The sequence below is a fragment of the Marvinbryantia sp. genome, assembly GCF_047017445.1.
GTDB lineage: Bacteria > Bacillota > Clostridia > Lachnospirales > Lachnospiraceae > Marvinbryantia.
In genome coordinates, this window is sequence record NZ_JBKXTT010000012.1 from 1 (window position 1) to 23,075 (window position 23,075).

Consider the following 23,075-nt stretch of genomic DNA (forward strand, 5'->3'; position numbering starts at 1 on the left):
GTACGTACGGTTCAATGGGAGGGGCGAGATAATTATTCTCCCTCTACCCTATTATTTTGGACGAGGAGGTACTACCGTGAAATTAAAACCGGTTTTTGCCGCGATAAGTATTCTGATGGGTATGCTGGGGCTTGCTGCCTGCGGGCAGAGCCGCGATCAGGTCGTGTATCAATATCCGGAAACCGCAGTCCTGTTCCCGCTCGTGAAAGCTGGACGTGTTTCTGCGGCACCACGAATGCCGGAAAATACTGTACGGAGTGCGGGATATCCAAGCCCCCGGACAACTTTAGCTGGACCTGCTCCTGCGGAGCGGTGAACAAGGGAAAGTTCTGCACCGAGTGCGGCAGACCGTTTTAATCTCTCGGGGGTTAATGAACTATGAAAAAGAAAAATGTATGTAAAGTAATGATTATTGTGTCAGCCCTCTCGATGTTTTCCGGACTTTTCGGATGCAGCGAAAGCAAAAAATACACTGCCGATGAGGTGGTTTCGTTCTATACCTCTTATTCTGGCATGGAAAGATACCCCGTGTATTCTTTTGCGCTGCGAAAGGAAGGCGAGAACTGGCTCTTTTCTGCAAACTGCTATGTGGGAAGCCAGAAGGAGCATTACGCATCGTTCAGTTCCGTCCAGATCCCGCCTGAAGATGCAGAAGGATTCCTTGAGATCATTCGTGAGGAAGGCGAAATAGAACGGCTCAGAAAACACCGTGAGCCGATACGCTTTTTTCACATATCCGATGCGCCGATGCGCAGCTCTGGAATGACATTCACTGACGGAAGCAGTATAGACAAGGAAACCGCATTTGGTGATAAGACGCTCGATTATCTCTATGCGCTTGCCGGCAGGCACTATGAGGCAGCTGAGAAAATTGAGATCAGGGCTGTTTCCGTCCACAGCAGCTGCATGGATCATTCCTCTTCCTATTCGTTTGCCATCGAAAAAGAAGGAGATGATTGGTTCTTTTCATTCGATGCTGCGCTCAACCGCGGTGGCGCTCACATGGAGGTGGAAAACCAACGGATTGGAGAGGGCGATGCGGAGGAGATACTCCGCATCATAAAGGAGCAGCAGCTCGTTACAAAAGTGAAAGAGTATGAAGAGCCGCCGGATGACGGCATATTCGCCCTTGACGAAACCACGTATCAGATGTCATTTGAGTTCGCAGATGGCAGCTCCATATATGCCCCGATAGATGCGGGCAATGAACTGATCGATGCGTTCTATCGTCTTGCGGCAGTGGGAATCCATCAAAGATAAGCTGACACTGCTGCACGAGGGAAAAAACGGTCAGGGCTGACAGACCGGCGGCAACCGTTGAATAGATAGGAGTGGATACGAAAATGAACGACTTTAACCAGCTTGCGGCGTTATGCCACGGCAAGCATATCTACATACAGACCCATAATTTCCCGGATCCGGATGCCATTGCCTCCGCCTTCGGCTTACAGCGCCTTCTGGCTCAGCATGGAATCACCTCTACCCTCTGCTACGATGGCAGGATCGACAAATTGAGCGCATCTAAGATGCTGGAGGCATTCCAGATCCAGATGTTCCCCTATGAGCAGCTGCGTCCGGACATGGCTGAGGAAGACTATGTGATCTGTGTGGACGCGCAGAAGCACAGCGGAAATATCACGGATTTTGTTGGGGATGAGGTGGCCTGCATCGACCACCACCCCACTTTTGTGCCAATTGAATACCGCTACCAGGACATCCGCCCCACTGGGGCCTGCGCCACGATCATCGCCCAGTATTATAAACAGCTTCCGTGCCTGCCAGACAGGTACACGGCGACTGCCCTGCTCTATGGCCTGAAAATGGACACGCTGCAGTTTACACGGGGCGTGACGGAACTGGATATTGAAATGTTCGCATTCCTGTTCCCTCTGTGTGACCAGGAAACGCTGGCGCGGCTGGAGCGCAACAACATGGAGTTCAACGATCTGAAAGCATATGGCGGCGGCCATGCGGAGATGGCTGGCGGGATGATTCGGAAAGAAAAGGAGTGTCTGCTGGGTCGGTATCCAAAAGACACCATCCGGGACTCGTTTTTACGGGTTCTGTCGTGAACAGTTTGATTGAGGAGGTTTGATATGGAGCTTTACCTGACTGAAAAAGTTCGGCTGGGCTATAGGACGGGGGAACTGATCCGTATGGCGGCATTCGCACTTTTGGGCGTGATTATTGCGGCATCGGTTTTCGAGGTGGATCTGGAGTTTGACCTGGGCAGTGTGCTTGCGGAGCTGTTCATGCTTTCAATGGGCGTCTTGTGTATCTGGAAGGGTACGCTTGGCCCGGTCCGCCGCCAGAGCGCCAGCCGGCTTGCCCATCGGCTGGCGGAATGCTTCTTCGCCAGCCCTGAGCCGGAGGTTTCCTTTGAGCAGCTTTCCGGAGCCATTGGCGGAAAGAACGTGGAACGTAAGGTACGCCATATGATCCAAAAAGGATACTTAGAAAACATCAGTCTTGATACGCCTAACAAGCGTATCATGCTGACAGCCTTTAACAAAGTTGCCCAGAAAGAGCAGTACGAAACGGTTACCTGCCCCCATTGCGGCGGAGAGAACGTCATACGGCCTGGATGGGCTTCGTCCTGCCAATACTGCGGCTCCAAGCTGATCTGAAGAAGATAAACCAGTAGGAGGAGAGATAAAAGATGCCTTCACAAGTAACAAATTACCAGTGTCCGGCCTGCACAGGCCCGCTGCACTTTGCCGGGGACTCCGGGAAACTGGAGTGCGATTACTGCGGGAGCGCCTACGAGGTCTCTGAGATTGAGGCGCTGTACCAGCAGAAAGAAGAACAGGCCGTGAAAGCCCATGAGGACGCTCAGGCCCAAGGCGCGGAAGATGACGGCTGGGACACCTCCGGCCTGAGCGGTGACTGGGGCGCGGATGCCGCAGGGATGAAAGCCTATAACTGCCCTTCCTGCGGAGCGGAGCTGATCTGTGATGAAACTACCGCCGCCACATCCTGTCCTTATTGCGGGAACCCCACCGTAGTGCCGGGGCAGTTTGGCGGTACGCTGCGGCCCGATTTTGTGCTTCCATTCAAGCTGAGCAAGGAGGATGCGGTCGCGGCCCTTAAAAAGCACTATAAGGGCAAGGTTTTTCTGCCAAAATCCTTTACCGCCGGGAACCACATCCAGGAGATCAAGGGGGTTTACGTCCCTTTCTGGATGTTTGACGGCGAGGCGGAGGGCGATGCCCGGTATGCAGCCACACGTTCCCGTACCTACCGCTCCGGCGATTATGAGGTCACCGAGACAGAACATTATGACGTTTTCCGTTCCGGTTCCGTCGCGTTTGAAAAGGTTCCGGTGGATGCGTCCAGCAAAATGCCGGACGACTACATGGATTCCATTGAACCCTATGACTATACAGAACTGAAACCCTTTTCCACGGCATATCTGCCCGGTTTTCTCGCTGACAAGTTTGATGTGACGGTAGAACAGAGCCGGGAGCGGGCTGACAAACGCTGCGAGAACACGCTGGCCGCCGCGCTGCGGGATACCGTGAAGGGCTACAATACCTGCACGTCCAAGGGGGGCAGTACTTCCCTCAAGCGCGGCAAAGTCCACTATGCGCTCATGCCGGTCTGGATGCTTAATACCAAGTGGAACGGAAAAGATTTTCTGTTTGCCATGAACGGCCAGACTGGCAGGCTGGTGGGTGAGCTGCCCGTGAGCCGCGGCAGATTCTGGGCGCTGTTCGCCGCCATCGCCGTGCCGCTGTCGGTGCTAAGTTCGGTATTGTTCACGCTTTTGTAGATAAGGGGGATCGGATATGAAGAAAATTGCGAGTTTTGTGCTGTCGGCACTGCTGGCGCTGACTCTCTGTATCCCGGCTGCGGCAGCGGAAGATTACGGCGTGATCTACGATGAGACAGGGCAGTTAGGGTCGGAACCGCTGCGGTATGCAGGAGAGGTCACGCTTCCCGCGCTCACAGAGCGGTATGGTGTTGACCTGCGGGTAGATATTCTGACGGAAAGTGATTATGATACCGTGCTTGACGCAGCGGAAGGTATTTACGAAGAGTATGAATATGGCTATGGAAAATACCACTCCGGTATTACGCTGACCCTGCTGCTTACGCCCTGCGGAGACGGCTATACAATGGCCGCGGATGACTGGTGTGTCTATCTGGGCGGTACGGATGAAAATCTGCTTTATGGGGATTGGCTTTACGATCTTACCAAAGCAGTGGAGCCTTATTTGTCAGTGGAATCCGGCATGGAGCCTGGGGCATGGTCCGGCGATATGGATATGAGCGCCGTGGCGCTTTCCCAGGCGGTGGACGCTATGGCGGAATTCGTGGCGGACTTTTTCGCGCCGGGAGACAGCGGCTATGAAATGACTGGAGGGCCGTCCGGTCAGGATGCGGAGGAACCGGACAGCACCTCAATGTACTATATCTTTGACATCAGCGACCTGCTCCCCTTTGACCAGTGGGAGGAACTGGAGCAGCGGGCCGGGGACATCTCCCGGCGGCACGGCTGCGGCGTCTATGTGGTTCTTGTGGATGACTATGAGGATTTTGGCTCCGGGGATGTCTATGATGTGACCACACAGATCTATCACTCCGAACAAAACAGCTTCGGAATGGGCGATGGGCGGGATGGCATCATGATCCTTCTGAGCATGGCGGAACGTGATTACGCCATGTTTGTCTACGGTAAAAGCGCCGGATACGCCTTTAACGAATACGGACAGGAACAGCTGGAAGAGAGCTTTTTAGGCGACTTTGGCAATGATGACTGGTATGGCGGCATTTCCCATTACCTGGACTCCTGCGATGAGTATCTTGCCAAAGCGGATGCCGGGCATCCGGTGCGGGCCAACCCCTTGTGGGGAATTGGATTGATGACGTTTTTGTCCTGTCTGGCGGCGCTGGCGGTCTGCATGGTGCTGAAACGGAAGATGAACAATGTCCGGCGGAACGCGCAGGCCAACGAATACATTGCCCCTGGCGGGCTACGCCTGGCAGATAGTTACGACCGCTACACGCACACCACTAAAACCCGTACCAAAATCGAACAGAAGAGTTCGAGCAGCAGTGGCGGCAGTAGCAGCAGCTGCAGCGGTGGCGGCGGTTCGGGCCGCAGCGGGAAATTCTAAGGAGGAACAAATTCATGAGGAGAATGATAACGCGGACCGCGTCCGCCCTTCTGACGTTTCTGCTCCTGTTTGGCCTCGCCGCCTGCGGCAGTAAGCCACAGGACGGCGCCGGCAGCGGCGATGCAGCGTCCATACCAGCCGATGGAAGTACCGGCAAAGGAGTGCTGGCCGACGGCAGACAGCCGGATAAGGATATGTCTGCCACGCCAGACGAGGGAACGGAGCAAGAGGCACTGGCCTGGCTGCGGGAATTTATGGCGGAACACGCACCGCAGGCAGCCATAGCCGCAGCATACCTTGGCTGTAGGGGGGCGGATGACACCACTTCTCTGACAGAATGGCTGTGGGACAACTCGCCCGGATTGATGGAGGAGATGCCTTTTATCTGGACGATCCCGCCCGTGCGTATTCTGGGTCCCGGCTATGGGGACCTTTACTGCATCGTGCCGAGGGACGACAGGACCACCCTTTCAGTGAATCATGTCACATGGAAATCCACAGGCAACGGAGTCTGGCCCGAATCGGATGAAGTCCTCTACCGGGAAGAGTATGCCCAGCCGGTGCTGGTATTTGTAGGTTATGAGGAATTTCGCGATGAGCCGGATATAGAGATCATTGCCAGCGACAGCGGTGGCGCAGGAGGTCTGGTGACATGGTATCCGGTATGGGACACGGAGGTTGGCGGTGATATGATCGTTCCCACAGGCGAGGACTATGCCCCCCTGGTCATGGACTTCACAATCTTTGGCGATGTCACAGGCCTGGATTATTGGGGCGATCCGGACGGCTGGGAACCGACAGGGGATGACTGGTGGGTGCCGCCCACGGAGGAAGGACTGGCGGATACCTGTTGGGTGTGCGATGGATGGTCTCTGAACCTGCTTGGCGGAGGCGGTGATCCGGACTACGCGGGCATTGCCGAACTGTATTGCCAGTTCGAGGATGGGCAGGAATATCAACTACTCTATTCCGGCATCTGGCGGATGGTGGATGACTGTCTACAGCTAATTGTCTCCACGGGAGTAGGAAATCTTCCCAGCGATGCCAGCGGCGTCTTTCCTGTCCTGATCGACCCGTCCGGGGACTACCTGCATATCCAGCAAGACAGGGACAACGGAATGCGTCCGCCTTTCTTTGATAATGACATGAGTTCCATGGAGCTGATACGCTCCTATGGATAAATAAACCGGAAAGGAACAATGGCATGAAATATAGACGCATATTTGCACTTTTATTCGTTTTGATTCTGTCCCTTACCGCCTGCGGCAGGGAGCAGGTTCCGCCAGGGAACGGCCCCCTGGATCAGGACAAGAAAATACCCGGTAAAGGAGCTATCAATACCCCCACAGAGGATGGCGGAGCATCCGGTTCCGCCGCCAGTGAAGGGGCAGCCGCCTGGCTTTCTGTCGAAGGAGGGAAAGTATTGGATGACCTGCGTGAAGGGGCGCAGGCGGACGGCTGTATCTGTTCCGTAGCTTTTTTGGGCGCCGCCCTGGAGCCTGGGGAAGATATTGCGGCCTTTCTGGCATCAGAGGAGGCGGAGCAATATCTGGATGCGTATCCATTCATCAAGGAGATACCGCCTGAACGATGGATTGCCCACCCGGAGGGTGGATATGAGGTCTACTGCATCGTTCCTACAGACCCCGAAGCTTCCACAGCGGTCAATACATGGGACATCAACGAGGACAACGATTTTCTTGGCGAAAGCGACCAGGTACTCTACCGCAGCGACTGCGGGGATCCTATCCTCCTTTTGGGCAACCTCAGCGATATTATGCCCAGCCTGGATGTGGAGATTGTGGACAGTATAGGGAGAAGCCTGAGTTACCAGCCCTCTCTGTGGCTCTACGATGGTTCGCTGTCAGGCCCGTCTGAAATTTTTGATTTTACCATGTATCATAATCCTGACCTTATTGGTATATGGTCCGCCGTGATTCCGGCGGAATTAGGAGGCGGTATCTCCCTGAACCTGAATATCGGGCGCGGGGGAAATCTTACCTACAGCTATGGCCGCGGTAACAGCGAACCGATTGCTCTGTATGAAGGCACCTGGAGCAGGCCGGATGAGGCGATGGCCCAGTTCGGGCCGGAGTGCGTGGTTTTCGAGCTGTGCCTTGTAGAGGGCATTGAGGATAACGATCTGTGGGGACAATATGGTCCGGGAGAACTTCATGATGAGATATGCGGCGTTTGGACCTGTGAGCGGGGGGACGGGCCGGGCACATCCTCACTCAGACTGACCCATGTTCAGGGAGATCCTTTTATTGATGGATATGGGGGATGCGCCATTGTATTTGAAGGCGAATACCAGGGCGGAGACAATGGAGGTATGGAACAGGGAACAAACCTCAATCCCCATGTGCTTACCACAGGCGGGCCCGAATTTACCCACATGACCGTCCTTCAAACGGAAAATTATCCTGATGGGGGCTATTACTATGAGGATATGACACAGGACGGTTACATGGCGATCATAAACTGCGCTTATCCAGGCGGCCGCGGGAATGGAGTGTCCATGGAAGAATACGCAGTAAAGAGTATCGCGCATCTGACGGATTATGAGGCAGAAGATCTCTCTGTCGAAAAGAACAGCGGCTACAGTGAGGCATTGGGACACCCCGTCTATATTTTGACGTATACGACAAGTGAAGATGATAGTACGAGACACTGGAAAATCTTTATGACGGAGGCGGATGGCTATACCTATCTCTATGCCTTCAACGTATGGCGCGGGGTCTACGCAGATATGGAGGATGTTATGGATGATGTTTTCGGACGGCTGTTCTTCCTCGAGATGTAACCGCCCGATGTTATACGCACGAACGAAAACATTTGCCAACTTAAATGTATAACGAGTGGATGAAAAAACGTGGAGGATAGATATGAGAAGCAGTAGATTTGCGGCAGCGTTGCTTTGTCTGCTGTTGCCGCTGGTACTGGCATCGTGTGGGAAAAATGGGAGAAAAATGGGTGAAAACGGCCCATCCAGTGCGTTGCCGCCTATCAATAAAGAAAGCAGCACATATTCGGATGCCTTGCCCGAAAACACTTCGGAATCGGAACCGGAAGATACTGAAGATCCGTGGACGAATACCTGCTGGCAGGCTGTACGGTACATAATGACAGAGGAAGGCCAGACGATGGAAGGGACTTTGCCGGAGGATGATTGGGTTATAGAACTGTACCTGTTGGAGGGCGGCGGCGCCCGGTATCGGGAGTGGAAGCCCCGGAGCTTTGACTATATCGGTGCGTACCACCTTCTGCTCGGGATCGGCCCGGACTGCTTCTGGTATTCGGATGGCAACGGTGGCTTTTTTCTGAGTACGGAAGCTGACGGGACAGACGAAGACACGGTTTTTGCCCAAGGCCATATGGCGGATGGTCAGTTGATGCTGGATTTCTTGGGCGACCAGTTCTGGCTGGAGCGGCAGCCCATGTCAGCCAAGGGCGGGGAATACTGCATGGCGGACCTACGGTATATATGAATAGAACAGCGTTTTCTGATTTGTGTTCGGCAAATAACGCAGAAGAATCTCCAGTTTATTATGTCCGTTTTTCATCGGATAGTGGCGTAACGAAACGCATCACCGAGATTAAAGAGGACTATGGACTTGCCGATGAGGTTGTAGATGAGAACACCGCACTCCTGGCAATTACGGGTGCCAGCAGTAATGGATATGCACAGGCTCTTTATCCGCTTGCCGCTATCTTGTTTGTATTGATTGTACTGGCAGGTGTGTTCATGATTTCGAGCAGCATGAACAGCAATGTTGCCCAGAGGACACAGTTTTTTGGCATGATGCGCTGCATTGGGATGAGCAAACAGCAGGTCACCCGTTATGTGAGGCTGGAAGCACTGAACTGGTGTAAGACCGCCATTCCCATCGGCATCGTGCTTGGCATTGCGGTAACATGGGGATTATGTTTCTGGTTGAAATATGGGATTCAGGGAGAGCTGACGGGAATCCCGCTCTTTTATGTCAGTGCGTCTGGTATTGTGCTTGGTGTGATTGTCGGTATTCTGACGGTACTCCTTGCGGCACATTCCCCTGCAAAACGTGCTGCGAAAGTCTCCCCGGCGACAGCGGTTTCCGGGAATGCTCAAAATACGGTGAAAACCAACCGGGTGAAATTGGCTGGCACTGTAAAGATTGATACGGCTCTTGGCATCAACCATGCGGTATCGGCAAGAAAAAATCTGATCCTTATGACAGGCTCTTTTGCGCTCAGTATCATTCTGTTTTTTGGTTTTTCCGCAGGCATTGATTTTGCAAAAGTGCTCATGCCGTCTACAAGAGCGTGGCAACCGGATTTTTCGATTACAAGTGATGACGAAACGAACTCCGTGGATAAAAGCCTCGCGGCAGAATTGAGTAAGATTGAAGGCGTTGATGAAGTCTATGGAAATATGGCAGCTATTGATGTACCGGCTGTGGCTGAAAAAGACGTAAGCGAAATCACACTGGTTTCTTATGAAGAATATATGCTTCAATGCGCTGAGGACAACAAAATAAGTGGAGATTTTTCAAAACTTTCTGAGAATAGCAACTATGTACTAACGATTTACGATGCGAGGAATCCGTTAGATGTTGGCGATAAGATCCAGGTTGGCGGGGTGGAATTGGAAGTTGCAGGAACCGTATCAGAAGGGCTGTTTGAAGATGATATTACGCTGATTTGTACAGAAGAACTGTTTGAACAACTGATGGGAGAATCCGGTTATGCACTGTTAAATGTTCAGATTGCGGACGATGCGGATAAAGATAAAATTGTCACATCTATACGGAACTTGATGAGCGAAGACTACAGTTTGAATGATTCTTATGATCTCAATAAAGAGAATAATACAGAATTCTGGGCGTTCCGGATTGTTGTCTACGCTTTCCTGGCAATCATTGTCCTGATGGCTGTATTGAATATTGTTAACAGCACATCTATGAGTGTGTCAGCAAGGACAAAACAGTATGGAGCCATGCGTGCGGTTGGAATGGACGGGCGGCAGCTTACCAGGATGATTGTGGCAGAAGTTTTTACTTATGCGCTTTCCGGCTGTGTGATAGGCTGTGTTTTGGGATTGCTTTTGAATAAGAAGATATTTGAAACCTTCATTACGGCATATTATGGAGAACTATGGAATGTTCCTGTGACGGAACTTGTAATTATTCTGCTGATTATCTTTGCTTCTTCGGTTATAGCGGTTCACGGACCGGCGAAACGTATGAGGAATCTGGCAATCACGGATACAATCAATGACCTGTAATTGGAACGGCAGATAAAAACTGCGGCACAGTGGGAAAAGAAAAAGCTGCTGTGCCGTAGAATTTTTACACAGCAGTTTCAGAATGTGAGAGCGGCGTATGGAAAATAAGAGTTGCATTTGCGGCACGCTGATTCAGCGGGGCAAGGAAATAGGAATGATGGCAGCACTGTGTGTATTTATGGTTCTGCTCTGCCTGCTGTTTCTTGGCGTTGGCATTGTATGGGAACTGGCAGATTGGATTATCAGAAAGCTGGAGAAGGATGGATGCTTATGAGGAAAAGGCGGAAAAAGAAACATCCGGTTAGGAAATTTTTTCGGAATATGATGGCGGCTCTGCTCTGCATATTCGTTGTGGCCTGTGTTTTTTTCAGTGCGAAGGGCTATCAGATGTACAAAGAGGCTGTGGCAGAAAAGCCGGTCAGCGAGCGGGTGGAAGAAATCCGCAGTATGGAAGGGTTTACGCCTTATTCTGAACTGCCGCAGTTTTATATAGATGCCACGATATCCGTGGAAGATCATCGGTTTGAGAAACACTGCGGAATTGACTTGATTGCGATTGGACGGGCTGTGCTGACGGATATTAAGGAACGAGCCTTTGTGCAGGGCGGGAGTACGATCACACAGCAGCTTGCGAAAAATATGCTTTTTACGCAGGAAAAGAAGCTGGAGCGGAAGGCCGCTGAGGTGTTTGCGGCGTTGGAATTGGAGTCTGATTATACCAAGGAAGAGATATTTGAGCTGTATGTGAATACTTCCTATTTTGGAAATGGATACTATGGTGTTGGCGAGGCTGCTTACGGATATTTTGGAAAGCCGCCTTCTGAGTTGAGGGAATACGAATGTGCGATGCTGGCAGGGATTCCCAATGCGCCGTCTGCCTACTCTCCGGATGGAGATGGTGAACTGGCGGCGAGAAGGACAGAAATCGTTCTGGACAGCATGGTGAGAAATAAAATTCTTACAAAGGAAGAAGCTGATGAGATAAAAGAGGAAGATTTTTAAAATATTATACGATTCATAGACGGTTCATAACTCATTCATAAGTCGGTAGTGTAAAATGATATGTTGAGTCGTTGGTCAGATGAGTCGAAGCGAGAAAATATGGGTAGAGAAACAGGTATGGATATACAACAGACAATTATGATTCTTTCCGAGCAGATAGAGCTTTATCACCTGCTGAAAGAACAATTTGGTGAGAAATATGATATTTTCCGGCATCCGCTGCATGGATGGCAGGAAGAAGTAATGAAAGAGTTTTTCGGAAACGGGATACTGCTTTTGATAATCGAGTTTGAGGATGGATTTAAAGAAATCATGGAAATGGTAAATAAAATCCGGCTGTGTGCATATACAGGATTTATTCTGCTGCTTTCCAGGACCGAGGAACGCGAGCGACAGGCGGAGGAGAAAATTCTTGCGATTGACGCTGGGGCAGATGAGTACCTGGATGGTTTCCAGACGAAAGAAGAGGTGCTTGCCAGTGTAAAAGCAGTGCTGCGGCGGCTGAACTGGAAAGGGGACTGCGTGTTGGCAGTCAGAGGCAGGCAATTTTTCATGAATATACATAATTGGCAGTTGGAGATAGACGGAAAAGAAATTCTGTTCACGAAAACGGAATTTTCCATTTTAATCTATCTGATCCAGCATTTAAATCAGACAGTCTCCTATAAAGAGCTTTATGAAGCAGTCTGGGAAAAAGCATATAGGAAAGATGACACCAATATTATGGCGCACATCCATCGGATGCGCCGGAAAATGGGGGATGATACACAGAACCCACTCTATATTCAGAACGTATATGGGATTGGATACCGGATAGAAGGAGAAATGAGCATGTATATGTGATACGAAACGAGATATAGTGGGAACACGGTTGACGAATACTGTATTTTGTGTTAGGATGAAAGAGAAATTTGGATTTGTATCCGTTAGGAGGATGGATAAGAAGTTTTTGTTCCGGCACGGTCGGAAGATAACTTTGAGGGATCGCAGATTCCTGGCTTTTGGAGCTTATGCAGCCATTTAGAATGAATCGTTCTAAATGGCTCTTTTTTTGTCTCTGAAAGAAATACGGTACAAGTACAAAGAAATTCAAAAGGAAAGGGGGATATGAGTTTAGTGGACGATGGATACTGAGAAAAGCAATCTAAGCCGCAGAGAATTTTAAGTGGTCTAGGAGGAAAAGGAGCGAAAAAACAAACAAGAAAAGTTGCTTTATGTGAGTACAATAATGCGGAGGTATTGATAGGACGATGAATAAGATTGTATATGAAGACGTCACCTATGAAGTTGGAATGAGAATTGTAGGAACAGCGGAGAGCGAGTATGAAGGTTTGTATGGGGTTATCACAGAAATCCGGGACGGAGAAGAAAAAGATACGGACAATGAAACGCCGGACATTTACTGCTGTTTTGAGCAGCCGGTACTTCCATGTGGAATTCAAAAACTGGAAGAACGGTTTTCTATCTTGTATGCGGAACCGAAGAAACTGGAGGATATTATTCTGGATGCTGTGATTATGGCTCCTGATATGATTGAACCTGTTGGCTAAAGAAGAGATCCTGAATATTTTGATAAAAAGGAGCGTGATGAGCAAAGGAAAGAATAAGGAGTACTGGTGGGATGGGAAATACCGGCGGCCAACGACCGCTACCCCGGATGAGTATGAAATGGCAGCATGAATACGTGTGGAGCGGAGCATTGATTATTTTTGAAATAATGGATGCTTTTTTTATTGCCGCTGCGAAAGCGAAAAACATAAAAAGGAGAATTTGAAAGAATGAAAGAACGCAGAACATTAGAATATGACTGGGAGCATGGACAGGAAGAACTGACAATAAAAGTGGATTCTTATTTGACAGGAGGCGGATTATATATTGGCCTGTATTGTGAAGAGGAAGGGGAAGAAGAGGCCTTTGGAGACCTGACCGTCAATCTTCCGTTTGAACCGGCAGAAGTAAACGAAGCGTATATTGCGGATTTCGGAAGCAAGGATAAACTGAAATTTATCCGGAAACATAAGCTGGGGAAGGTACTGCCTGAGTTTGGCTATTCCGGCTATTGTAAATACGCGAAGGTAGCATTTGATCTGGAACGTCTGGCAGGGCTGGATCCGGAGGGAGTGGAGCGTTACAGACTCCTGCATGGACTGACACCCAAACCGGAAACAGCCATGGAAGAAACGGATTGAGGAGTTGAGAAAAGTAACAGTAGGATTTGCACATGGTTTCTGCTATAATGGAGAAAACAGTTTACGAAGAGAGAAGGAACCGCGAATGCGCTGGCATAGAAAGCAGGAATGAAAAAGAGGAGTGTGATAAAGTGGAAATAGGGAAAAAGAGACTTCCGATAGGGATTGAAAGTTTTCAAGAACTGCAGACAGAAAATTTTTATTATGCAGATAAGACAAGCCTCATTAAAGATCTTTTGACAAGGTGGGCGAAGGTGAATCTTTTCACACGTCCGCGGCGTTTCGGAAAGTCCCTGAATATGAGCATGTTGAAATGCTTTTTTGAAATTGGCGGCGATAAAACGCTGTTTGACGGGCTGAAAATTTCGCAGGAAAAGGAGCTGTGTGAAACGTATATGGGGCAGTTTCCGGTCATATCCATAACGCTTAAGGGGGTGGATGGTTTAGACTTTATAACTGCAAACGCGGCTATGCGAAACATTATCGGAAAAGAAGCGCTGCGCTTTCAGTTCCTTTTGGAAAGTGATCGGCTTACGGAAAAGGAAAAAGAAATGTACAGCCAGCTGATTGAAGTAGGAACAGAGAAAGAGGCAATTTTTTCCATGCCGGATTCTGCACTTGGAGATAGCCTTCAGACACTATCCCAGCTCCTGGCAAAGCATTATGGCCGGAAGGTAATCCTTCTAATTGACGAGTATGATGTTCCGTTGGATAAGTCGTTCCAGGCAGGATACTATGAGGAGATGGTTGCCCTGATCCGTGGGCTGTTTGGCAATGCCTTAAAAACAAACGACAGTTTACAGTTCGCCGTCCTTACGGGCTGTCTCCGTATTTCTAAGGAAAGCATTTTTACAGGTCTGAACAATCTGAAGGTTCTGTCAATTGCAGAAGTGCAGTTTGAAGAAGCATTTGGGTTCACAGACAGAGAAGTAAGGGAGATGTTGGAGTATTATGGGCTTTCTGATCATTATGAAGAGATGAAGGAATGGTATGACGGCTATCAGTTCGGAAATGTGGAGGTATATTGCCCATGGGATGTGATCAATTACTGTGACGCACTGCGGGCAGACCCGGACGCAAGACCGAAGAATTACTGGATCAATACCAGCAGCAACGAAGTGGTCAGGAGGTTCATCCGGGAATCGGACAAGGCGTCCGTCAGACGTGAGATCGAAAACCTGGTTGCAGGTGAGAAGATTACAAAGGAGATCCATCAGGAACTGACCTACAAAGACATGTATGATTCCATCGACAATCTGTGGAGCGTCCTGTTCACTACGGGCTACCTTACCCAGAGAGGAAAGCCGGAGGGAGACCGTTTCCAGCTGGCGATCCCGAACATGGAAATCCGAAAGATCTTTACTACCCAGATCATGGAATTTTTTAAGGAGAATGTACCGAAGAACGGGGAAGCCCTGAAGGAATTTTGTGATGCGCTGATAAATGGGAATGCGGAAGGCGTGGAAAAGAGACTTGGCGAATATCTGAAACGGACGATCAGTATCCGGGATACTTTCGTAAAGAAGCAGATGAAGGAAAACTTTTATCACGGCATTCTGCTGGGAATCTTAGGGTTTGAGGATTCCTGGAGTGTTTCGTCCAATAAGGAATCAGGAGATGGTTACAGCGATATTTTAGTGGAAACAGACGATGGGGAAACCGGCATTATACTGGAGCTGAAATATGCACAGGATGGAAACCTGGATGCAGCCTGCCAGGAGGCATTGGATCAGATTGAGCGGAAACGGTATGAAGAGGCCCTTCTTGATGAAGGAATTGACCATATTTTAAAATATGGGATTGCCTTTTATAAGAAACGATGCCGCGTGATGTTTACTGGCGATGTAAATCATCAGTAAAGGCTGGAAGATAAGAACGTAATTAAAAAATCCCTTTGGACAGTCCGCTTTTAGGACTGCTCAGAGGGATTTTTTATAAGGAATATGCGGTATCGGTTCAGGGTTACCTGCCTTGATAAGGGTCTCTCTTTGAAGGGCGGAGCTGCTCATAACTGCCGGGTTTTTCTTTGCAGATTTTGATCGGGAATTTCAGGGCGGCATTGCTTTCGTCCTCACAGGCAATGTCAATCCCAATGTTCCGTTTCCAGTCGTTGCCGTAAATTTCCTTCATGTAATCGTCTGGTTTTCCATCGACAAAATCCAAAAGGCGGCTGCATTGGAAATGATACCGCTCCATTGCTCTTTGATACCATTCTTCTTCCTGCTGAGTATTTTTAGGAACTGTCGGTTTCGGGCGTTTGATATTGTCAGCAGAGATGGATTCCCTGTTCCAATCCGCGACCAGATCGTAAATATCGTGCCCGCCAAAGATCCCATAGCAGTAGTAACAAGGCTCGTAAATTACAGTGCCGTCCGGGCAGGGTACATAAGCCGTGCCATACAGCTTTAAAGCACTTCTGTTATTAGTATCTGCGTATTTCCAGCTGAATTGTCCCATGATTGTATATCTGTCTCCTTTCTGCGTTGTGTTTCCGGATCGTGAGAGTACTCCGGATTTTCTGCTCATAAAATCTCTTCCAGTCCATTCTTTCCTGTGCTTCCAACGGGGTTTGTCACCTCCTTCTGGCAAAAAATAAAGAAAAAAGGCACTGACTATTTCATAGAAAATAATCAATGCCATTCTGACAGAATGTGAAATTTTAGGTTCTAAGCAGGTTTTAGAACGAAACTTTAAGAGTTTTATGTGCGATCATAAAACTGAAACTACCATCTTCAATATACCTGTGGGAAACAGGTTTGTCAATGGAAAAACATGAAATAAAAACAAGATATGGAAAAGTTTTGTTGACGAACACTATATCTTGTGTTAGTATGATAATGAAATTTGTGTTTGTATCCATCAGGAGGATGGATAAGAAGTTTTTGTCCCGGTTTGTCCGGGAGAAAATTATGAGGGATCTTGGATTCCTGGCTTCTGGAGATTATGCGGCCGTTTAGAATGATTCGTTCTAAATGGCTTTTTTTGTTTTCCAGCAGATATTTGGTGCAAACGCAGATGATCTTATGAGAAAGGCAGGTGAAGGAAGCATTTTACGGCGGAAAGGAGGAAGCGCGGGAGAACGCAGACAGAAAAGGGAAGATGGTATGTAAACGGTATTTGGATGAAGATTCCAGATACCTTTTTTATTGCCATTTTTCAGGAAACGATGGGAAATAAAAGCAATCAAAAGTAAGACGATCAGGAGGAATGTATATGAACAAAGCAGTTATGATGGGTAGATTAGTCAAAGATCCGGAAGTACGGTATGTTAATACAAAGAAAGGGGAAATGCCGATCGCAAATTTTCGGATTGCAGTAAACCGTAGATTTGTGAAAGAAGATGGCGTAGATACAGACTTTTTTTCCTGTTCTGCATTTGGCAGATTGGCAGAATTTGTCGAAAAGTTTCTGCTCCAAGGAGTCAAGGTGATTATTTCCGGAACAATAGAAACAGAGTCTTATAAGAACCGGGAAGGCGAGCAGGTTTACGGTGTGCGTTTTCTGGCGGATGACATCGACTTTGCGGAAAGCAAACGGGCATTTGAAGAGCGCATGAATGCAGAAGCACAGGACGATCGGGGACGGCAGTCTTCCGGCCGGAGCACTTCTTCCAGAGAACGTAATGAGAACGGGGGCAGACGTTCCGGCGGCTCTAAACGGAGCGATGAATACGAGGATGAGCGAGACGCGGACAGGGATTCTGGCAGAAGAAGCTCCGGGAGCAGAAATTCCGGCGGCAGAAGTTCTGCGAGAAGCACAGCGTCTGAAAGGGGCAATGGAAGGAGTTCTGCAAGAAGCGCGGCGTCCGAGAGAAACAGTGGAAGGGGACGTAATGTAGACGATGAATACATGGAGATGGATGAGGCAGGCGAAGAGCTGGATTTTGATTGATGAGGTCTAAGAAAAACCAGAAGGAGGAAATGAAGTGGATGATTTAGAACACTGGATGAAAAATAACCGGAAACTTTGCGTTGTGACGGGGATTTTCGGGCTTTTGGTGTCCCCGTTTTTGTGGCCGTTTTTTCTGGCAGTGATCTTTCAGTCGCTGTCACTGGCGGTACCGATCATATTGGCGTGGCTGCTTATCAGGCAGCCCTGGAAAGATAAGGAGAAGCAGAATGAAGAGAGTTTTCAAAGAGAGCAGTATGGTAAAAGTACAGATACCTCAGAAATACATCCGGATGGCGCATCGCCCGATGATATGCCGAAGGATCGGGCGGAAGCGGGACAGGATCCGTTAAGCGAACAGGCGGATAAAAAGAAAGCAGAGCCACCGGACGGGGAAACCTGTCTTGCGCTTTTGTGGTATCAGAGGGAAGGACGTGAACGTTTTTTCTGCTTGAAAGAGAGTGCAAAAAAAGAAGGAAGGCAGGCGTTTTCCATCGGTAAGGAGGGAATCTGCAGTGTCCGAGGGAAACGTGGGTTCCAGCGGATCGGCGTCCTTCGGGGCTATCCGGGAAAACGGATATTAAAGGTGGCAAAAGAGATCAAAAAGGATGGTTTCTTGCTGAAGGAATCCGGAGATTATGTCTGGGTTTCGTGGAAAAAGGGGGAATGATAGATGCATTGTAAAGCGATGCAGCAGATCTATTACAATCCGGGAAACGGATATACGGTGGCCTCCTATATGACAGAGGAAGAACTTCCGCAGCAGGTCATGCTGCAGAACAAGGGAAACTATGGGATCTTCCAGGCGGTTGGCGAGGAACTCCCCACTAAAGAGGGATTAGAACTGGAACTGACGGGGGAGTGGAAGAATGGGAAATACGGCCTTCAATATGAGGTTTCCTGGTTTCATGTGGACACGCCTACCACAGAAGAAGGGATACGGGCGTATCTCTCCTCAAACCTGATCAAAGGGATCGGGCCAGTCATGGCGGAGAACATTGTAAGGAAATTTGGAAAACAGACCTTTTATGTGCTGGAACATACGCCGGAGAAGCTTCTGCAGGTAAGAGGAATCACGGAATCAAGGCTGGAAGAGATCTTAAAAGGCTACCGGGCCAGCAATTCTGTCCGGGAACTGATGGTATATCTGGCGCCTCTGGGGGTCACGCAGAGAAAGCTGGAAATGATCCAGGAGCATTTTGGACCGGCGGCAGCCAGCATTGTGCAGGAAACCCCGTTCCGTTTGTGCGAGATCAAAGGCTTTGGTTTCCTTACCGTAGACCCTATTGCGGTAAAGGCAAAAAATTTTAAGGCGGATGATCCGCTGCGTATTAAGGCGGCAATCAGCCATGTGATGGCAGAAGCGGAAGGAGAAGGGCATCTGTTCCTTACCAGCCAGGAGATCGTAAACCGGTCGGAACATCTGTTGAACCATAACAAGGAGCTGGAGCCGGTATCGGAGCGTGCCATCCGGGATGTGGGAAATGACATGATCCATGAGGAAAGAAGCCTGGTAGTAAACGGCGGCGCGTTCTATACCCCGAAATGCTTTCTGGCAGAGTTCGGAGCGGCGGCCGCCCTGGTGCGGCTCAGTATGCAGCAGGGAATGAAGGTAAAGGTGGATCACATCCTGAGAAAGGTGCAGGAAAAGGAGCAGATCGTCTTAAATAAGAAACAGCAGGAGGCGATCCGTATGGCGTTCGCACACCCGGTATCTATCATCACTGGCGGTCCGGGGCGGGGGAAAACCACCATCATCCGTTTTCTCATAGCAATCCAGGAGACGTTAAAAAAGGACGCTATGATCCTGCTCTGCGCACCAACCGGAAAGGCGAGGCGCAGGATGTATGAGAGTACGGGTTATCCGGCCATGACGATCCATAAAGCAATCGGGTTAACCGGAGAGGATGGAGAAGAAGAATGGAACGAGATGGAACCGATGCCGGATGACCTGATCATTGCGGATGAGTTCAGCATGGTGGACATGTTTCTGGCAGATAAGCTGTTTTCCTGTGTGAAAATGGGCGCCCGGCTGATCCTGGTGGGAGACAAAGACCAGATCGAGTCGGTAGGCCCCGGAAATGTGTTTAAGGAGCTGATCGATTCCGGCGTAATCCCGGTGACGGTTCTGGATGAATGTTTCCGGCAGGGGAAAAATTCTACGATCCTTCAAAATGGAGATAAGATTAACGAAAACCGTCTGGATCTAAAGTATGATGAATCCTTCCAGTTCCTTCCCGCATCGAATGCAAAAGAGGCGTCTGAACTGATTCAGAAGCTTTACCGGGAAGAACTGACGAAAGGTGAGAGAAAACTGGAAGAGGTACAGGTTTTATCTCCCCTTAGAAAAGATACTGAGGCCGGGTCTGACGCATTGAATGCCGTCCTCCGTGACATTGTAAATCCGAAACAGAAAGGGTATCCGGAGGTGGTAAACGGAAAACTGACGTTCCGGGAAACTGACAAGGTGATGCAGATCAAGAACAATGATGAGATCTCCAATGGGGATGTGGGGGAGGTACTGAACATCTACCATGAGAGCGGAAAAACAAAGATGCGCGTAGATTTCGGGGACGAGCGGATTATGACCTATGATGAGGAGGACTACTGGCCGCTGACCCATGCTTATGCCATTACGGTGCACAAATCCCAGGGCAGTGAATATCCGGTGGTGATCCTTCCGATGCTCTCCTGTTTCCGCAGGATGCTGCGCAGAAACCTTTTTTACACAGCGGTTTCCAGGGCGCAGGAAAAAGTGATCATCGTGGGCAGCAAAAGGGCAATCGCGCAGGCAATCCGTACCGATGTAACCACGAGACGGAATACCAGATTGGCGGTCCAGATGCGTAGGATTAAAGAGGAAATGCTGAGGCAGAACCAAAAATCAGCGTGAAAGGAGGAAACGATTTAAAGTGTTCATTGGAACAAAAAAACTGAAGAAAGAACTGCTGAACGAAAGAAAACTTTTGGAACAGGAACGGAAAAAAAGCCTGGAGGAAAGCAGTGAGCGGCAGGAATTGGAAATCCGTCTGTGGAGGGCGGAAGGAGAAATCCGGAACTACCAGTACCGGGAGAAGCACATCCGGGATGTGCTGAAATACGAGTACTGGAACCGGATCAGACCGTTGTATGCTATGGGAATGGAGGATTTAAAGCGTTCTGTGCGCCTCGATAACCTGTTTTTGGACAAGGGCAGTGGAAAATGGGGTGTTGTGGAGTGCTATTGCCTCCAGTGCGGAAATGCCCTTCAGGCAAGGTATTTTGACGATGAACTGGAAGCGCTCCGCTATATGGCGCTCCGGCAGGTGCTTGGAATCGCGCCGGCGTTTGATACCTGTATGGAGTGTTATCAGAAAAGCATGGAATTGTGCGCGTAGGGATGTTTTCCCGTTTGACCGGGACAGAAACATAATGTAAGAAAATAGAGATTTCTATAATTGCACAGGCAGGATATGAACGAATGGATTTCATACCCTGCCTTTTTGCATTTCAAAAAGGAGGCCGTGTTTTGGAAAAAGAAGTGGTGAGAAGTTATTATGTACAGCACGAATCCGAACTGGAGGATGTGTGTTTAATGAATGATCCCGGTTATCAGGAGCGGGAGCAGGAATTGAAGAAGGCTGTGGCAGAACTGGAGACGCTTTTAAAGGGATTCGGGCACGAGGCATGGCAGAAGCTTGACCGGGTGCTGACCGCCCAGAACTGCTGTGAGGCGTATGCATTGCGGGAAATGTATATCAAAGGCGTGCAGGACGCGTTTTCAGTTTTTGATGCAGGAAAGGGGGAGAAGGATGCCTGAGATCAGTCTTTATAACGCATGGACAATGAAACTGCCCCTGCCGGAACCGTTTGAAAAACTGGCAGAGAAGACAAAGAAAAAGCGGGTCAGCTATGAGGGGACGGAGTGTTCAAGCCACAATAAACGGCAGAAAGGACGTTCCGCAAAACTCCATCCGCCTACCTTATCGGCAATCCTGAGCCTGATCCAGATCGAGGAAGGTTCGTCTGACGGCGCCTGCGGCATCCGGAAAAGGAAGGACGTGGATTACTTCCTGATGGAATATGTAAAGCCAAAGGAAAAATGTGTCCTGGTATATAACTACAGGAACGGGCGCTTTGCCGGACAGCGGATCGCAGGAGAGCAGAAAGAGAAGCTGCTCTGCGTGGCGCCGGAGAAGAGCAGCGGGGAAGAATATCTGGCAGTGCTGGCGTATGCAAGCCTTCTGGCGGTAAGTCCTCTATATGACGCGGAGTTTTCTGAACAGTATTTCTGTTTGAAGGAGCAGTACCGGTGTGGATGGACGGAGCCGAAAGCGGCAATGCGGGCAGCGTTTCTTTGCTGCGACAACCTTTACCGCAGGCTTACTGCCTCCCCGGAAGAAGCGATCCCGCTGGAGCAGACACAGCTTTATGAGGAAGGAAAACTGGATTTTCTGTCAAATTATAAGATGGTTCTCGGTGTGTATGAACCAAACGACCATATCTGGGGGACGTTTGAGCATCTGATGGCAAAGGAACGGACATATGCAAACAGCACCATTGCGGATATGAAAAAGATCTATGGATGCGGATGGGAAGTATCTGAAGCGTCAAAAGGAAAGATACCGTCTCTCCCGGAAACCTATCAGGTGAGCGGGGATGTGGAAGAGATCCTGCAGCGGATCGTGGACACGCCTGCAAGGATGTTCATGCTGACCGGGAGTGCGGGCGGCGGAAAGACCACAGATGCAAAGATCATAGCCCAGGTTCTGGGGCTTCCTTATTATGTGTTTACCTGCGGCCCGGATACGGATGAGCTGACACTTCTTGCCAGCACCGTACCAAATATGGGCAGGAAGGCGGAAGAAACACAGGCTTTTCCCTTGCTTGAGGACCTGATGATGGATCCGGCGACCGCTCTTTCCATGATGAGCGGCGATTACCAGGAAGGGATCAGCCAGGAGGAGGCATTTGGACATCTTTTGGAGGCGGCATACCAGAAGGGATATGAGCAGGCAAAGAAGGAAAAGGATTTCCTGTTAAAGGAATCAGAGATCGTAAAGGCTTGCAGGGAACCCAGCGTGCTGGAAATCCAGGAGCCGTCTGCCATTGAAAAACCGGGAACGCTGGTGCGTTTGAATTCCCTGTTTGACGACGGCGCCTGCACAGACCTGCTAAATGGAGAGATGCTCCGGCGCAATCCAAATACCATTGTCATTATGACGACGAACCTGAATTATGCCGGATGCCAGACGTTCAACGCATCCGTAGTGTCGCGGATGGCGCTGGTACAGCACAGGGAAGATCTGTCGGTGGAAGATATGATGCGGCGCGCTATGGAGCGGACCGGGTTTGCGGATGAGGAGATCCTTCACCATATGGCGTCCACGGTAAAGAATATTCAAGCGCATTTGGAGAAGGAGGAGATCACGGACGGCATCTGCGGTTACCGTGAGCTGGAAAGCTGGATCTGGAGCTATATGGCAACGGGAAATCTGTCAAAATCGGTGAAAAATACGGTCATCAGTAAGGCGGCGCTTTTGCCGGAGGACCGGAAGATCCTGATGGAGACGTTTATTGAGCCGTATAATCCAGCACCGTAGATCAATGCGTAGAAGGGATACCATAATGAGG

The 23,075-nt window shown here is 49.6% G+C and carries 23 protein-coding genes; 22 read left to right on the top strand and 1 reads right to left on the bottom strand.

Annotation, left to right across the window (positions count from 1 at the left end):
- Positions 1-76 precede the first annotated feature (76 nt).
- The 16 genes from ACLU9Q_RS13580 to ACLU9Q_RS13655 all read left to right on the top strand — a co-directional run bounded on the left by ACLU9Q_RS13580 (position 77) and on the right by ACLU9Q_RS13655 (position 15,433).
- Positions 77-316, top strand: coding sequence for a hypothetical protein (locus ACLU9Q_RS13580; protein ID WP_412625419.1), 240 nt, complete (start codon positions 77-79; stop codon positions 314-316).
- Positions 317-378: 62 nt separating this feature from the next.
- Positions 379-1,260, top strand: a complete 882-nt coding sequence (locus ACLU9Q_RS13585; protein WP_412625420.1) for a hypothetical protein — start codon at positions 379-381, stop codon at positions 1,258-1,260.
- 83 nt (positions 1,261-1,343) lie between these two features.
- Positions 1,344-2,072 carry a DHH family phosphoesterase gene (locus ACLU9Q_RS13590; RefSeq protein ID WP_412625421.1) on the top strand — a complete coding sequence of 243 codons (729 nt, stop codon included), beginning with the start codon at positions 1,344-1,346 and terminating at the stop codon, positions 2,070-2,072.
- Positions 2,073-2,096: 24 nt separating this feature from the next.
- Entirely contained in the window at positions 2,097-2,627 is a 531-nt protein-coding gene (locus ACLU9Q_RS13595) for a hypothetical protein (RefSeq protein WP_325214143.1), read from the top strand.
- A 32-nt stretch (positions 2,628-2,659) separates the two neighbouring features.
- Entirely contained in the window at positions 2,660-3,772 is a 1,113-nt protein-coding gene (locus tag ACLU9Q_RS13600; RefSeq protein WP_412625422.1) for a hypothetical protein, read from the top strand.
- 16 nt (positions 3,773-3,788) lie between these two features.
- Positions 3,789-5,120, top strand: a complete 1,332-nt coding sequence (locus ACLU9Q_RS13605; RefSeq protein ID WP_412625423.1) for a TPM domain-containing protein — start codon at positions 3,789-3,791, stop codon at positions 5,118-5,120.
- Positions 5,121-5,134: 14 nt separating this feature from the next.
- A complete protein-coding gene (locus ACLU9Q_RS13610) occupies positions 5,135-6,301 on the top strand; it encodes a hypothetical protein (protein ID WP_412625424.1) in 1,167 nt (388 codons plus the stop codon).
- A 23-nt stretch (positions 6,302-6,324) separates the two neighbouring features.
- Positions 6,325-7,923, top strand: coding sequence for a hypothetical protein (locus ACLU9Q_RS13615; RefSeq protein ID WP_412625426.1), 1,599 nt, complete (start codon positions 6,325-6,327; stop codon positions 7,921-7,923).
- 82 nt (positions 7,924-8,005) lie between these two features.
- A complete protein-coding gene (locus ACLU9Q_RS13620; protein WP_412625427.1) occupies positions 8,006-8,608 on the top strand; it encodes a hypothetical protein in 603 nt (200 codons plus the stop codon).
- Entirely contained in the window at positions 8,605-10,383 is a 1,779-nt protein-coding gene (locus ACLU9Q_RS13625; RefSeq protein WP_412625428.1) for an ABC transporter permease, read from the top strand. The genes ACLU9Q_RS13620 and ACLU9Q_RS13625 overlap by 4 nt, the downstream gene beginning before the upstream one ends.
- Positions 10,384-10,480: 97 nt before the next feature.
- Positions 10,481-10,657, top strand: a complete 177-nt coding sequence (locus ACLU9Q_RS13630; protein WP_412625430.1) for a hypothetical protein — start codon at positions 10,481-10,483, stop codon at positions 10,655-10,657.
- On the top strand, positions 10,654-11,385 hold the full coding sequence (locus tag ACLU9Q_RS13635) for a transglycosylase domain-containing protein (RefSeq protein WP_412625431.1): 732 nt from the start codon (positions 10,654-10,656) through the stop codon (positions 11,383-11,385). Before ACLU9Q_RS13630 ends, ACLU9Q_RS13635 begins: the two co-directional genes overlap by 4 nt.
- A gap of 117 nt (positions 11,386-11,502) precedes the next feature.
- Positions 11,503-12,228, top strand: a complete 726-nt coding sequence (locus ACLU9Q_RS13640) for a winged helix-turn-helix domain-containing protein (RefSeq protein WP_412625432.1) — start codon at positions 11,503-11,505, stop codon at positions 12,226-12,228.
- Positions 12,229-12,635: 407 nt separating this feature from the next.
- Positions 12,636-12,935, top strand: a complete 300-nt coding sequence (locus tag ACLU9Q_RS13645) for a hypothetical protein (protein ID WP_412625433.1) — start codon at positions 12,636-12,638, stop codon at positions 12,933-12,935.
- A gap of 228 nt (positions 12,936-13,163) precedes the next feature.
- The gene (locus tag ACLU9Q_RS13650; protein ID WP_412625434.1) at positions 13,164-13,574 is read left to right on the top strand and encodes a DUF4313 domain-containing protein; all 411 of its coding nucleotides are present in this window, start codon (positions 13,164-13,166) and stop codon (positions 13,572-13,574) included.
- Positions 13,575-13,705: 131 nt separating this feature from the next.
- Positions 13,706-15,433 (top strand): AAA family ATPase, encoded by a 1,728-nt coding sequence (locus ACLU9Q_RS13655; protein ID WP_412625436.1) that lies wholly within the window; start codon positions 13,706-13,708, stop codon positions 15,431-15,433.
- A 103-nt stretch (positions 15,434-15,536) separates the two neighbouring features.
- On the opposite strand, the gene ACLU9Q_RS13660 is transcribed toward ACLU9Q_RS13655, so the two are convergent.
- Positions 15,537-16,031, bottom strand: a complete 495-nt coding sequence (locus tag ACLU9Q_RS13660; RefSeq protein ID WP_412625437.1) for a hypothetical protein — start codon at positions 16,029-16,031, stop codon at positions 15,537-15,539.
- A gap of 756 nt (positions 16,032-16,787) precedes the next feature.
- Here ACLU9Q_RS13660 and ssb point away from each other — a divergent pair.
- From ssb to ACLU9Q_RS13690, 6 genes are all read left to right on the top strand, one after another.
- Complete coding sequence (gene ssb, locus ACLU9Q_RS13665) at positions 16,788-17,465, top strand: single-stranded DNA-binding protein (RefSeq protein WP_412625439.1); 678 nt, start codon at positions 16,788-16,790, stop codon at positions 17,463-17,465.
- 34 nt (positions 17,466-17,499) lie between these two features.
- A complete protein-coding gene (locus tag ACLU9Q_RS13670; RefSeq protein WP_412625440.1) occupies positions 17,500-18,132 on the top strand; it encodes a hypothetical protein in 633 nt (210 codons plus the stop codon).
- 3 nt (positions 18,133-18,135) lie between these two features.
- Positions 18,136-20,355 carry an ATP-dependent RecD-like DNA helicase gene (locus ACLU9Q_RS13675; protein ID WP_412625441.1) on the top strand — a complete coding sequence of 740 codons (2,220 nt, stop codon included), beginning with the start codon at positions 18,136-18,138 and terminating at the stop codon, positions 20,353-20,355.
- 19 nt (positions 20,356-20,374) lie between these two features.
- Positions 20,375-20,839 carry a hypothetical protein gene (locus ACLU9Q_RS13680; protein WP_412625442.1) on the top strand — a complete coding sequence of 155 codons (465 nt, stop codon included), beginning with the start codon at positions 20,375-20,377 and terminating at the stop codon, positions 20,837-20,839.
- A 131-nt stretch (positions 20,840-20,970) separates the two neighbouring features.
- Positions 20,971-21,261: a hypothetical protein gene (locus ACLU9Q_RS13685; protein WP_412625443.1), complete on the top strand. Its 291-nt coding sequence runs from the start codon at positions 20,971-20,973 to the stop codon at positions 21,259-21,261.
- The gene (locus tag ACLU9Q_RS13690) at positions 21,254-23,044 is read left to right on the top strand and encodes a hypothetical protein (RefSeq protein WP_412625444.1); all 1,791 of its coding nucleotides are present in this window, start codon (positions 21,254-21,256) and stop codon (positions 23,042-23,044) included. Before ACLU9Q_RS13685 ends, ACLU9Q_RS13690 begins: the two co-directional genes overlap by 8 nt.
- Positions 23,045-23,075: the final 31 nt, after the last annotated feature.

Excerpts from the sequence above, each read along its gene's own strand:
- ACLU9Q_RS13585 (WP_412625420.1), top strand. The coding sequence starts at position 379 with ATGAAAAAGAAAAATGTATGTAAAGTAATGATTATTGTGTCAGCCCTC.
- ACLU9Q_RS13590 (WP_412625421.1), top strand. The coding sequence starts at position 1,344 with ATGAACGACTTTAACCAGCTTGCGGCGTTATGCCACGGCAAGCATATC.
- ACLU9Q_RS13595 (WP_325214143.1), top strand. The coding sequence starts at position 2,097 with ATGGAGCTTTACCTGACTGAAAAAGTTCGGCTGGGCTATAGGACGGGG.
- ACLU9Q_RS13600 (WP_412625422.1), top strand. The coding sequence starts at position 2,660 with ATGCCTTCACAAGTAACAAATTACCAGTGTCCGGCCTGCACAGGCCCG.
- ACLU9Q_RS13605 (WP_412625423.1), top strand. The coding sequence starts at position 3,789 with ATGAAGAAAATTGCGAGTTTTGTGCTGTCGGCACTGCTGGCGCTGACT.
- ACLU9Q_RS13610 (WP_412625424.1), top strand. The coding sequence starts at position 5,135 with ATGAGGAGAATGATAACGCGGACCGCGTCCGCCCTTCTGACGTTTCTG.
- ACLU9Q_RS13615 (WP_412625426.1), top strand. The coding sequence starts at position 6,325 with ATGAAATATAGACGCATATTTGCACTTTTATTCGTTTTGATTCTGTCC.
- ACLU9Q_RS13620 (WP_412625427.1), top strand. The coding sequence starts at position 8,006 with ATGAGAAGCAGTAGATTTGCGGCAGCGTTGCTTTGTCTGCTGTTGCCG.
- ACLU9Q_RS13625 (WP_412625428.1), top strand. The coding sequence starts at position 8,605 with ATGAATAGAACAGCGTTTTCTGATTTGTGTTCGGCAAATAACGCAGAA.
- ACLU9Q_RS13630 (WP_412625430.1), top strand. The coding sequence starts at position 10,481 with ATGGAAAATAAGAGTTGCATTTGCGGCACGCTGATTCAGCGGGGCAAG.
- ACLU9Q_RS13635 (WP_412625431.1), top strand. The coding sequence starts at position 10,654 with ATGAGGAAAAGGCGGAAAAAGAAACATCCGGTTAGGAAATTTTTTCGG.
- ACLU9Q_RS13640 (WP_412625432.1), top strand. The coding sequence starts at position 11,503 with ATGGATATACAACAGACAATTATGATTCTTTCCGAGCAGATAGAGCTT.
- ACLU9Q_RS13645 (WP_412625433.1), top strand. The coding sequence starts at position 12,636 with ATGAATAAGATTGTATATGAAGACGTCACCTATGAAGTTGGAATGAGA.
- ACLU9Q_RS13650 (WP_412625434.1), top strand. The coding sequence starts at position 13,164 with ATGAAAGAACGCAGAACATTAGAATATGACTGGGAGCATGGACAGGAA.
- ACLU9Q_RS13660 (WP_412625437.1), bottom strand. The coding sequence starts at position 16,031 with ATGGGACAATTCAGCTGGAAATACGCAGATACTAATAACAGAAGTGCT.
- ssb (WP_412625439.1), top strand. The coding sequence starts at position 16,788 with ATGAACAAAGCAGTTATGATGGGTAGATTAGTCAAAGATCCGGAAGTA.
- ACLU9Q_RS13675 (WP_412625441.1), top strand. The coding sequence starts at position 18,136 with ATGCATTGTAAAGCGATGCAGCAGATCTATTACAATCCGGGAAACGGA.
- ACLU9Q_RS13690 (WP_412625444.1), top strand. The coding sequence starts at position 21,254 with ATGCCTGAGATCAGTCTTTATAACGCATGGACAATGAAACTGCCCCTG.